We start from the raw sequence: 12,527 nt of genomic DNA, 5'->3' as shown, positions 1-12,527 counted from the left end.
GAATCAATTCATGACCGGACCTTTACAAACATGCCGATTAAGAAAAACAGGGTTCCCACGCCTAAGAGCACCCCGAATAACGGCAGCTCAACCACAAAAAAATACAAAAAATTCTGAACGGCTCCCCACGGGACGGCATACACCACTGAATCGGTATAATCGCCCAACATCCGGGAAAGGGTCAGGTCCACCCAGAAATTATCCACCTGCATAAAGTATGAAATGCCGCTGAAAAGCCAAACAAAAAATGCCCCCATCAGGCACCATATTCCCATTCGGGTCCACATAATCGATTTTTCCTGTGTATTATCATAAAATTAATCAATTCAGTATATTCGCCCCTCTTTGTTCCGTCAAGGTTTAGAGACAACAAACGGCCCTTTTCTTTGCCTTTCGGGTGTGGTACATCTTCGCCCATGAAGACTGCGGCCCCTTCCATATTCAAAAAGATCGGCGTGGCATCGTTTATCATGATGGCGTCCGTGTTTGCCAGCCGGGTCATCGGGTTGGTGCGGGAAATGGCCATTGCCTGGGCCGGCGGCGCAGACGCCGGGGTGGATGCCTACCAGATCGCTTTTGCCCTGCCGGAAATTCTCAATCATGTGGTGGCCAGCGGGTTTCTGTCCATCACTTTTATCCCGGTGTTTGCCCGGTATATCACCCGGGGAGACGAAAAACAGGGATTTGAGGTGTTTTCCCTGGTGTTCAACGGGTTCGGCCTGATCCTGGTCACAGGCATTGCCACAGGGATGATCTGGACCCCGTTTTTTGTCCATCTGCTGGCACCGGGCATCACGGATCCGGCCACTTTTGCTCTGGCCGTGCGCATGACCCGCATCATCCTGCCGGCCCAGTTTTTCTTTTTTGCCGGGGGCCTGTTCATGGCCGTGCAGTTCACAAAAGAAAAATTTTTCATCCCGGCGTTAGCCCCGCTGATCTATAATTTAGGCATCATCTGCGGCGGGGTGTTTTTGTACCCGCATATCGGTATGGAAGGATTTGCCTGGGGGGTTTTAGGGGGTGCGTTTGCCGGCAATTTTCTTTTACAGATGGCCGGTGCCGCCAGACAGGGATTGCGGTTCCGGTTTTACATCAATTTTTTTCATCCGGATTTCATCCATTATGTGAAAATCACCCTGCCTTTTATGGTGGGGCTCACCGTCACTTTTTCCACGGAAATCCTGATGAAGCTGTTTGGATCTTTTCTGCCCACCGGCCACATTGCCGCCATGAACTATGCCCTGCGCATCATGTTCATTCTGGTGGGATTTTTCGGCCAGGCCATCGGCATGGCATCTTATCCCTTTATGGCCGGTATTGCAGCCGCCGGAGACATGGACCGCCTCAACCACATCATCAACCAGACATTGAAATTCATTTTTCTGGTGATCCCGTTTTCCGTGCTCTTTATTGTCCTGCGGTATGAAATCGTGATGATCCTGTTTCAGCGGGGCGCCTTTGATGCCCATGCCACCCACCTCACCGCAAACATCCTGCCGTTTTTCATGGCCGGGGCCTTTGCTTTTTCCGCCCAGACCTTTGTGGCAAGAGGGTTCTACGCCCTGGAAAACACCTTGTATCCTGCGGTGGTATCCACCTTGTGCATGCTGGCCGGTTTACCGGTAATTTATGGATGCATGAAAGTGTTCGGCGTCACCGGTGTGGCATCGGGACTGTCTTTGACGGTGATTGTGTCCTCATTTGCCCTGTATGGGTCCTGGAATCGAAAAACCCGGAATCCCGGCGATACCGGCGTATACCTGTTTCTGGTCAAACTGAGCCTGGCCAGTCTGGTCATGGGAGGGATTCTTTCGGGTATCCACCAGATGCTGACCCGCCTGATGCCGCCCACCGCATTTGTCCCGGCAATGATAATCTGCATTGTCACCGGACTGGTGTTCCTAATGTTGATGCCGGTGGCGGCCAGGCTGCTGCGCATCCCTGAAATCATGACTTTTTATGAAAAAACAGCAAGGAGACTGCTTTCATGGCAAAAGAAACCACCCCGGTCCTGACCCCGGAGATCCAGGCCCACACCCGGACCATTGCCGAAAAAATCACAGCCGCCCGCAGTGTGATCGTATTCACCGGGGCCGGGATGTCCACGGAAAGCGGCATCCCGGACTACCGGAGCCAGGGCGGGCTGTGGGACAAGTTCACCCCGGTATACTTTGATGCGTTCATGTCCAGCGAAACAGCAAGGATTCAATACTGGGAAATGCGCATGGATATGGAAAAAGGATTGAAGAACGCCCGGCCCAACCCGGGTCACATGAGTATTGCACAGCTTTACGAAACCGGACACCTCACCGCAGTGATCACTCAGAACATTGACGGGCTTCACCAGGCTTCAGGCATCCCGGATGAAAAAATCATCGAACTGCACGGCAACACCCGGCGGGTTCGGTGCATGTCCTGCCGCACCCTGATCTCCTGGGATGCGGCACAACAAATGATCCTGGCCGGCGACAAAGCGCCCCGGTGCGATTGCGGGGGATATCTCAAGCCGGACACCATCTCCTTTGGCCAGGCCATGCCGGAAAAAGAAACCCGGCGGGCTGCTGAGCTGTCCTTGAAAAGTGATGTATTCATCGTGGTGGGCTCCACCCTTCTGGTCCAGCCCGCAGCCCTTATGCCCGGTTATGCCCTGGATGCCGGGGCGTTTCTGGCCATCATCAACCTGTCCCCCACCCCCTATGATGACCGGTGCCAGGTGCTGATCCGGGAAAAAGCCGGCCCGGTCCTGGCCGATATCGCGGCCCGGGTGAGGTGATCTGCTCGGCAAACGCCTTCCATCTGCGATTATTGACCCTACCAGGACACCGGGACCCTTACCTGGTGTCCTGCCTTGTTTGTAAATATCAGAAACCGGTTGTCCCGGCCGAACCGGTACAGGTCCCGGGTAACCCGCACATCCTGGGTGCAGTACTCAATGATTTTATCCATCTCCCCCTGCTGCCACCATTGCAGGGCCATGAGCCCGTCCGCGCTTTTTTTTGCCCCCAGGGTGTTCTGGGCCAGATGATCCAGAGACAGGCGGTAGCCTAAGACCTCATGGACCTTCATCAATATATCCAGGGTGGGAAGGCGGTAAAAATCAAAATCACTCAACCCGGCCAGAACCTTATAGTCAAACCGGATCAGATTGAACCCCACCACCCGGTCCAGTAAGGAGAGATGCTCGCACAGGGCCGGCACCTGATCCTGGGAATAATCATGGAACCGTCCGGAATGCGAATCATAGAGCACGGCACAGCTGACCCCCATGTTTTCCGCCTTGTTCCAGCCCCCCACTTCGGCGGCGGACCGCCTTGTTTCGATGTCCAGAACCCCATAGCGCAAGAATGCGTTTTTTTGCAACGAAATCTCTTGAACCCGGGTGTGGATTCCGGCACCAGGGAGATCTTCTGCCCCGGCAGTCAAGGTCACCGGATGTTCATTTCGTTCAACCGCAGCCGCCGGCAAATCCGGTAACTGAAATTTTGCCGGACCGGCCGACCCGGAAATGATACATTCAAGAATCTGCCGGGCCGCATGCTTGTCAATGGGCCGGTTGCCGGACCCGCACTTGGGAGAATGCACACAGGCCGGACATCCGGTGGTGCAGGGGCAGGACGTGATGGTCTCCAGGGTGGCGTGCAGAAACCGGTCTGCGTGTTCAAACGCCCGGCGGCACAGCCCTAAGCCCCCGGGCACGGCATCGTACACAAACACGGCCGCGGTCTGCACCTGGTCATGGAATGGAATAGAGATGCCGCCCAGATCATTCCGGTCGGTCATCACCAAAAGCGGCATGATGCCGATGGCGGCATGTTCCATGGCATGAATCCCGCCCATGAAATGCATGCGGTCCGATTCAAGACGGTCCCGGATCTCATCCGGGATCTGGATCCACAGCCCCCGGGTGTCAAAGGTCAACGGCGGCAGATCCAGGGGCACCATGCCGATGGACCGGCCCGTGGCCACCAGTTTGCGGTCATACCCGGTCACCTGCTCGGTGATGCGCAGCCGGCCGAACCCCACCCGGGTGGCTTTCACAATTTTGCTGTCCAGAATCTCAATGATCTGCGTGGCTTTGGAAGACCGTGCCCTTGTGTAGTAGTTCACCTCTTTGGGGATCACCTCCACGCTGCCTTTTTCATGGTCGAACCGGGTCACCACATAGGATTTGCCCTGGTGCAGGTACACGGCCCCCTCATGGGTGTCGAAAAATGCCCGGTACCGGTCGATCTCTCCCAGACTCCGGCGGGTATTTTCCAGAAAGATGGGAATGGTTCGGCCCGTGCCCCGCAGGTTCACTTCCCGGTGGGGACTTTTTTGGGCCGCATACCAGATGTCGTTGTTCACACTGCGCAGCAGCTTGCCGGAGGCTTCCAGTTTTTGAAGGGCCGCCTGGACAGGGCCGGCTGCTGCCGTTTTTCGATTGGTTTTCTGCCGGTCGAAAGTTGGCTGATCCGATGCGCCCGGATCCGGCATCAGCATGGGTTCCCCTTTTTTCAGGGCCAGATCGGCGGCCGCGCACACCAGGTGGGCCTTGCAGATCACGGGATTGTCCGGGTTGATGAGTGCAGTTTCCGGAGGCATGTCAAAGAACACGTCCGGATGGTTCATGAAATACTGGTCCAGGGCATCCTCATGGGCGATGAGCACCAAAGCGGATTGGCTGCCGTCCCGCCCTACCCGGCCGGCCCGCTGCCAGGTGGACATGATGGTGCCCGGATACCCCACCAGGATGCACAGATCCAGGTTCCCGATATCGATGCCCAGCTCCAGGGCCGATGTGGACACCACGCACAACAGATCGCCTGTGGCCAGCCGGGTTTCAATCTCCCGCCGTTCTTCGGGCAGGAACCCGGCCCGGTAGGCACTGATTTTGTCCCTCATTTTTTTGGCCCGCTGGGATGCCCAGATGGCGATCAGTTCGGTTATTTTTCTGGACTGGGTATATACAATGGTGCGCAGATTCCGGTGCAGGGCCGCATGGATCAGGGCGATGGCGGTTTGGGCTGCCCCGTCCATGCCCCGCATGAGCACCACCTCTTTTTTCCCGGCCGGAGCCCCGGCCCGGTCCACCACCCCCACATCCAGACCCGTAAGCCGGCGGCACAAATCGCCCGGGTTGGCAATGGTGGCCGAGCAGAACACAAACACCGGCGTTGCCCCATAATACCGGCAGATGCGCACCAGGCGCCGGAACACCCAGGCCATGTGGGACCCCATCACCCCCCGGTACGTGTGCACTTCATCCACTACCACAAAGGCCAGGCGCCGGAAATACGCCTCCCACAGATGATGGTGGGGCAGCATGGCCAGGTGCAGCATCTCCGGATTGGACAACAGCACCTGGGGCGGATCCCGCCGGATTTTGGCCTTGTGATGGGAAGTTACATCCCCGTCATACACGGCCGCTTTCAGCACCGGCAGATCCGGTTCAAGGCTTCTGGCCCGCACCAGCAGGTCCTGCACCGTGCCCAGCTGATCCCGGGCCAGGGCTTTTAACGGAAACAGATACAGGGCCGTGGCAGACGGATCCGTCAAGAGCCGGTCCACCACAGGCAGATTGTACACCAGGCTTTTGCCCGAGGCCGTGGGCGTGGCAATCACGGTGTGGGAACCCGACAAAATCCGGTCCATGGCAGTCTGCTGATGGGAATACAGCCGGGAGATGCCCAGGTCTTCCAGCAGTAAGGACAAATCATGGGAAAACCCGGGCAAAGATCCGGCATATCGGGCCGGCACCGGATCCAGGGTCCGGTGGCACACAATGTCGCCGGCAAATCCTTTGTAGGCTTTCAAAGATTGAATATACTCGGACAGGCTCACAAAATGCTTTTTCCCAAAGCGGACAGGGTCAGCTCCACGGCCAGTTTCGCCGTCTTGTTGGCCACATCCAGGATCGGGTTGATCTCCACCAGGTCCATGGACCCCACCTTTTTGGAATCCGCCAGGATCTCCATGAGCAGATGGGCCTCCCGGTAGGTGATGCCGCCGGGCACGGGAGTCCCCACTCCCGGGGCTTCCACCGGATCCAGGGCATCCATGTCCACGGTCAGATGAATGCGTTTCATGTGGGCAAATTTCATCACAGCTTTGTTGGCCACCGTGGAAATTCCCTGTTCGTCAATGTCCCGCATGGTGAACACCGTGACTCCGGAGGTTTTCAGCCGCTTTTTCTCGACCGGGTCAATATCCCTCAGCCCGATCATGACCACGTTTTCCGGCAGCACCTTGGGCCCTGGCCGTCCCACATTCACCAGATCCGGATGACCTTCTCCCATGAGAATGGCCAGGGGCATGCCGTGGATATTGCCGGACGGCGAGGTGTCCGGGGTGTTGAAATCCCCGTGGGCATCCAGCCAGATCAGGCCGATGGGCTCACCATCGGCTCCGGCCGCGGCCACCGTGCCCACGGCAATGGAATGATCCCCGCCCACAAACAGCGGGAAATCTTTCTCTTCCATCACCCGGCGCCCCAGGGTGTACACTGCGTTGCAGATCCGGGAGATCTCCTCCACATAGGTGTTTCCCGCCAACGGCCCGGGTACGGCTTCATCCCGGATGGGAATAGGCACATCCCCCCGGTCCCGCACAGTGTGGCCCAGTTCCCGCAACCGGGTAATCAGGCCGGTGTACCGCACAGCCGCAGGCCCCATATCCACCCCGCGCAGGTCCTGGCCGAAATCCATGGGCACACCGATCAAACTGATCTGTCTGGACATCCTTCCTCCTTATATCCTAGGATAACATCAGGTTCCCGTTGACAGCTCCTATAGCATGACGTAAGAATCAAGTTCAACCGGATTGTAACATCTTTTTAAAAATACAGGAACCCGCACGCAACCTTTGATTGGCCGGTATCCTGACATATTCCTTTCGGAGGCAGTTATGGACAACCAGACCCTGTTCACCACCATTCAGGACCTGATCAATTCTCAGCAACTGGCCGTGCTGTGCACCCAGAAGGACGGCCACCCCTATGCCAGCCTGGTAGCAGTGGCCGCCACCCCAAAACTGGACCGGATCATTTTTCTGACTCCCAAGACTACACGCAAATATGACAACCTCACGGCCTGCCCCAATGCCGCGTTTCTGATCAACAACAGTGAAAACCGGGCCGAAGATATCTACCAGGCGACTGCGGTCACTGCCACCGGGACGGTGATCGATGTGCCCGATGCTGAACAACAGGCCCTGACAGACATCTACCTGGCCCGGCACCCCCACCTGGCTTCCTTTGCCGCAGCCGACACCACGGCCCTGGTGTGCGTAAAGATCTCCCGGTATATCCTGGTCAACCGATTCCAGAACGTATTTGAACTTGCGGTGACACCGTGACCCTCAGTGATGGAATATTAACCCACCATTTTTACAGGAGAATATAATAAATTCTTATGCATTTCATAAATATACCTAAAATGACTCCTTAGCTTTAAAAATATCCAATTACCGATATTGTTTTTCTAAAGATGGAATCATGGAAAACGAGATCTGCCCTGATTCAGGCATCTGCAAAAAACATACAAAAAATCAAGTACTTACCATTCTAACCATGATCTGTTTGTTTTCCGTGTCATAGACGACATATTTTGATGCTTCAAAATCGTCTCTTGAAAATCCGATGCTGCCTACATTAACAAGATATTTCTGATTATTCCCTACTGGGATGATGCAATTTTCGTTTATTCTTCCACGATATACTATTTTGTCTTTATAAGTAATCAACTTGAGTTTGTGAGTATGGCCAGTGAAAAAAACCCGCGTGGCTGAATTATTAAAAATAGACTTCAAATAGTAATCTGTCACATCATAAATATAAGTGGTCATCTTGTCCGGTGGCGTACCGTGGACAAAATGGCAGTTTTCCAATTGCAGATATACCGGTGTTTTTTCAAGGTACTGGATGGATTTTTCGGAAATGGCCGCAATATTTTCCAGCAGAGGCTGTTTTATTTTTTTTGGAAACAGTTCAAGGTAATCAGGGTCAAACATGGCCAATTCGTGGTTACCCCTGACAGAAATCACCTGTTTTGACATCAACAACTGAACGGTTTCTTCAGGTTGACTCCCATATCCGATAATGTCCCCAAGACAAACATACTGATCAATTTGATATTTTTCCATATCGTCGAAAACCGTCATCATTTTTTTATAACAGCTATGGACATCTGAAAAAACCGCAATTTTCATAATTTCGCCTTATTTAAAATAATTTTTAATTATCATGTTAAGGCGGATCCCGGACAAGTAAACCACAAGCTTAATCTTTAACAAATTTTCCTGCTAAAATTTTTGCCATAATAGACCCGATTTTATTTTGTGAGAATTCTTCAGTAAAGGTGCGTTTAATGACTTCATAAAAAGCAGAGGCTGCAGGCGAAAGCGGGTTGTTTTTTGAGAAACCAAGGCTGACGTCCAGAAACAATCTGTTGTCCTTTAGGCGGTGCATGACGATTTTTTTTTCATACACTTTTTGTTCAATTGACGGTTTTACAAGAAAAGAAATTCCTTCTCCTTTTTCGACCAGATTGATGATGAATTCCGTATTGTTGGATTCCATAAACACAATGGGAACCATATCGTTGTTTCTGTATAAATCTACAATTTTTTTTCGCGTACCGGATCCGGTTCCTTTCAGAATAATCGGCTCATTTTTAATGTCATTGAATGTGACTTCTTTTTTTTTGGAAAGTGGATGATCAACGGCCATGATCAAAACGATTTCCTCCTGGCTGAAAGGGATAAACTGAATTCGAGAATCTTTGATATCCATTTGCGCCACAACAATGATTTCGTTTTCAAAATCCCTCAAACTGTTGATCATGGCCATGGAACTGCCTTCTTCAAGGATGATTCTAATGTTGGGATAAGTTCTGTGAAATGCTGAAATGATAGATGGCATAATATGCTTGGCATAGGCCTTGGTACAGCCGATCGCCAGAAGGCCCTGGTTCATTTCCTTCATCTGAGCCAGCATTTCTTCGATTTCATTTTCCAGAGCGAAAATTTTTTCAGCTTTTTCAAACAGAAGTTTACCGATATGTGACAGGAACAGGGCTCTTCCTTTTCGATTGAATAATTTTATCCCATAAAAATTTTCAAATAATTTGATTTGAGCTGTTACGGCCGGCTGGGTAATAAAAAGCTTCTGTGCGGCAACCGTATAGCTGTCATGTTTTGCGACATAATAAAATGCCCGCAACTGGTTTAAATTGACCATAAGACAATTTCCTTCTGGACGATTTGGCTGAAAAAAATCAAAATATTATAAGAAATTCTTATAATTGATATAATTTTATATGAATTGACAGTTTTTTTGTCAAGAATTATTAACCCTGCCATATACTTGCTGCTTTGATGAAAAGGAAACTCGGTCTGGTCTCTTTTCAGTGGATTTTATCTCATGCTGACTTCTCAATTCCTTGCAAGTATTGTCAGAGTTATTGGGTTTGTTCTGCACCTAACGTAACCTTTAAGGAGGCTGAAAATGGCTGACAAGAGTTTTCCCAACCCTCACGAGATTGAAGCGATCCCCGGAACTGAAGGCTGGGAAAGGATGTACCCGTATCACTATTTTTTCTCGACAAAGGACAAGGAAAGAGAAGCTTACGAGAACAATACGTTCTGGTTCAATGATGCACTGCATTACCCTGAACCCCTGTATCCCTTTGATATTATCTGGGATGAGGCATGGTTTCTGGGATTATCGCAATTCAATACTCGAATTTTCATGATTCCCCCGGTGTATGGGGTTGACCATCGGATCATCAATGGAAACGTCTATATTTCTCCGGTTCCGATAACAGACCCTGAAGAGGTGCAGAAAAGAATTCCCTTGTTCATGGAAAGAGCCGGTTATTATTATGAAAACTGGGACCGGCTTCATGAACAGTGGGAAAAAAAGATGACAGGGATTATTTCTGATATTGAAAACCTTGAAGTCAAACAACTGCCGGCCATGGAGGATATTTCTGTGGTTAAAAACGGTATTGGCACCTCATCGGGCTATGAACTGCTCAAAACCTACGATAAATTAATTGATCGAGGAATCCGATGCTGGCAATACCATTTCGAATTTTTGAATCTTGGATATGCCTCCTATGTCACTTTTGTTGATTTCTGCACAAAAGCCTTTCCTGACATTCCGCTTCAGAAAATCACCCAGATGGTGGCAGGCATTGATGTTATTTTGTACAAGCCCGATGATGAGCTGAGAAAACTGGCCAAACTGGCCGTTGAATTCGACCTTGGTTCACACATCGGAGATGATACCAAAAACGTCGAAGATGTCATTGCCGCCCTCCAGTCGTCTGAAAATGGGAAAAAATGGATAACAGCCTGGGAAAAAGCCAAATATCCATGGTTCAATATTTCAACCGGCACCGGCTGGTACCACCAGGATATTTCATGGAATGACAATCTGAATATCCCCATGAGTTCCATCAGAATCTATATAAAAAAAATCATTGGCGGCCATAATATCGACCGGCCCATGGATCAAATCAAAGAGGAACGGAAACGGCTTGTTCATGAGTATCGGGGTTTTTTGAAAACCGATGAAGACAGGCAGACATTTGATCAACTCCATGGCACCGCCGAACTGGTATTTCCCTATGTTGAAAATCACATGTTTTACGTAGAACACTGGTTTCACTCGGTATTCTGGAACAAAATGCGGGAAATTGCGGCCATCATGACAGACCACAAATTTTTAAACGAACCCGAAGATATCTGGATGATGTCCCGCAGTGAAATCAAGGAAGCATTATGGGATCTGGTCACGGCGTGGGCAACAGGCACCAAAGGATATGGTCCGCTGCACTGGCCGGAAGAGATCGCATGGAGAAAAGGCGTATATCAAAAATTCAAAGAACATCCGCCCATCCCGGCCGTCGGCACCCCGCCTGACGTTATCGCGGAACCGTTCACCATTGTGCTTTGGGGCGTTACCAATGAAAGCATGACCGCCTGGACCAAATTAAGGAAAATCGGCGACCCGGACAAGGTGAATGAAATCGAAGGGTTTGCCGGATCACCAGGTGTGGTTGAAGGTATTGCCAGGGTATGCCGATCCGTTGAAGACATCGGTCAACTCAAGGAAAACGAGATACTGGTGGCACCGACCACATCTCCTTCCTGGGCACCGGTATTTCAGAAAATAAAAGGGGTTGTTACCGATGTGGGCGGCATCATGTGCCATGCGGCCATTGTCTGTCGTGAATACGGCATGCCGGCGGTTGTCGGAACAGGCCAGGCAACAACCATTATCAAATCCGGCATGAAAATCAAATTGAACGGAGATACGGGTAGAATTTATATCGAAAGGTGATCTGATACCATGGAAAAAAGACATGACTATGTTCTCTGGTTTGAAGAATGCAATCTGGAATCCATCCCCATAGTGGGAGGCAAAAATGCAAGCCTTGGTGAACTGCTCAGTGCTGAAATACCGGTACCACCGGGCTTTGCCCTAACCACCAAAGCCTATAAACGGTTTCTTGAACAAGGCGGGATAAAAAAAGAAATCTTTAAGATTCTGGAAGACATCAAGCCCAATGACATGGATTCCGGAGAAATAGCCAGTAAAAAAATTCGGGCGCTTATTGAAAACACGCCGATTGACGAAAACCTTCAGGATTATATGGGCGAATTTTACAGACAGCTTTCCAAAAAATGTCACGTCCCTGCTGTTCCCGTGGCTGTGAGATCAAGTGCTACAGCAGAAGATCTGCCCGGAGCCAGCTTCGCCGGCCAGCAGGATACTTTTCTCTGGATAAGAGGTATTGATGATGTGTTTACCCATGTAAAAAAATGCTGGTCCAGCCTCTTCGCTGCAAGAGCCATCTATTATCGAACGAAAATGGGGTTCCCCCACGATAAAGTAGAAATATCGGTGGGTGTCCAAAAAATGGCAAATGCATGGGTCGCCGGTGTTATGTTCACTTTGAATCCTGCCTCCGGAGACAGGGCATCTGTTGCCATTGATGCAAACTGGGGATTCGGGGAAAGTGTTGTCAGCGGCGAATGTACACCGGATAATTTTATCGTCAATAAAATTTCAAATGAAATCATAAAAAAAACCATTTCACATAAAACCTTTCTATACACCCGTAATCCTGAGAAACATTGCATTATAAAACAGGATGTCCCTGCAGAAAGACAGGATACCCAATGCGTGGTGGACCTGGATGTTATCGAGCTTGCCAAAATTGGTAAAAAAATTGAAACCCATTACGGCAAGGCCATGGACATTGAATGGGCTATCGACAAAGACACGCCCGGCAAAGCCAAAATCATGATTCTTCAAAGCCGTCCTGAAACGGTATGGAGTGATAAAAAAGTGACGCCTGTTATGTCCAAAAGATCTTCTGCCCTTGAACATATATGCGCAGGACTTGTCGCCGGCAGAAAAGTAAGTAATTAATTAATTAATTATAAACACCACTGTATTTTATCGTTCAGCCTTGACATTCAAGGTCTGACAAAAAATATCAACCCGTGCGCAATGCGCAGGCCACCCTATTTTTGCA

At 50.6% G+C, this 12,527-nt stretch carries 10 protein-coding genes; 5 read left to right on the top strand and 5 right to left on the bottom strand.

Annotated elements, in window-relative coordinates:
- Window positions 1-8 precede the first annotated feature (8 nt).
- Complete coding sequence (locus DPO_RS08465) at window positions 9-287, bottom strand: hypothetical protein (RefSeq protein ID WP_006965402.1); 279 nt, start codon at window positions 285-287, stop codon at window positions 9-11.
- Between the two features lie 129 nt (window positions 288-416).
- On the opposite strand from DPO_RS08465, the gene murJ reads away from it, so the two are divergent.
- Window positions 417-2,015 carry a murein biosynthesis integral membrane protein MurJ gene (murJ, locus tag DPO_RS08460; protein ID WP_006965401.1) on the top strand — a complete coding sequence of 533 codons (1,599 nt, stop codon included), beginning with the start codon at window positions 417-419 and terminating at the stop codon, window positions 2,013-2,015.
- Complete coding sequence (locus tag DPO_RS08455) at window positions 1,988-2,773, top strand: SIR2 family NAD-dependent protein deacylase (protein WP_006965400.1); 786 nt, start codon at window positions 1,988-1,990, stop codon at window positions 2,771-2,773. Before murJ ends, DPO_RS08455 begins: the two co-directional genes overlap by 28 nt.
- Window positions 2,774-2,811: 38 nt before the next feature.
- Here the strand turns inward: DPO_RS08455 and DPO_RS08450 are convergent, their stop codons facing one another.
- Window positions 2,812-5,823 (bottom strand): DEAD/DEAH box helicase, encoded by a 3,012-nt coding sequence (locus DPO_RS08450; protein ID WP_006965399.1) that lies wholly within the window; start codon window positions 5,821-5,823, stop codon window positions 2,812-2,814.
- Entirely contained in the window at window positions 5,820-6,719 is a 900-nt protein-coding gene (rocF, locus tag DPO_RS08445; RefSeq protein ID WP_006965398.1) for an arginase, read from the bottom strand. Before rocF ends, DPO_RS08450 begins: the two co-directional genes overlap by 4 nt.
- A gap of 166 nt (window positions 6,720-6,885) precedes the next feature.
- On the opposite strand from rocF, the gene DPO_RS08440 reads away from it, so the two are divergent.
- The gene (locus DPO_RS08440; RefSeq protein WP_006965397.1) at window positions 6,886-7,335 is read left to right on the top strand and encodes a pyridoxamine 5'-phosphate oxidase family protein; all 450 of its coding nucleotides are present in this window, start codon (window positions 6,886-6,888) and stop codon (window positions 7,333-7,335) included.
- 192 nt (window positions 7,336-7,527) lie between these two features.
- Here the strand turns inward: DPO_RS08440 and DPO_RS08435 are convergent, their stop codons facing one another.
- The gene (locus tag DPO_RS08435) at window positions 7,528-8,187 is read right to left on the bottom strand and encodes a metallophosphoesterase family protein (RefSeq protein ID WP_006965396.1); all 660 of its coding nucleotides are present in this window, start codon (window positions 8,185-8,187) and stop codon (window positions 7,528-7,530) included.
- A 70-nt stretch (window positions 8,188-8,257) separates the two neighbouring features.
- Entirely contained in the window at window positions 8,258-9,217 is a 960-nt protein-coding gene (locus DPO_RS08430; protein ID WP_006965395.1) for a LysR family transcriptional regulator, read from the bottom strand.
- Between the two features lie 267 nt (window positions 9,218-9,484).
- On the opposite strand from DPO_RS08430, the gene DPO_RS08425 reads away from it, so the two are divergent.
- Together DPO_RS08425 and DPO_RS08420 are read left to right on the top strand one after the other, a co-directional pair.
- Window positions 9,485-11,326, top strand: a complete 1,842-nt coding sequence (locus DPO_RS08425) for a PEP-utilizing enzyme (protein ID WP_006965394.1) — start codon at window positions 9,485-9,487, stop codon at window positions 11,324-11,326.
- Window positions 11,327-11,335: 9 nt separating this feature from the next.
- Entirely contained in the window at window positions 11,336-12,421 is a 1,086-nt protein-coding gene (locus tag DPO_RS08420; RefSeq protein WP_006965393.1) for a PEP/pyruvate-binding domain-containing protein, read from the top strand.
- The last annotated feature ends 106 nt before the right edge of the window (window positions 12,422-12,527 follow it).

The organism is Desulfotignum phosphitoxidans DSM 13687 (genome assembly GCF_000350545.1).
Classification (GTDB): domain Bacteria; phylum Desulfobacterota; class Desulfobacteria; order Desulfobacterales; family Desulfobacteraceae; genus Desulfotignum; species Desulfotignum phosphitoxidans.
This window is presented reverse-complemented; position numbering and strand designations above follow the sequence as displayed.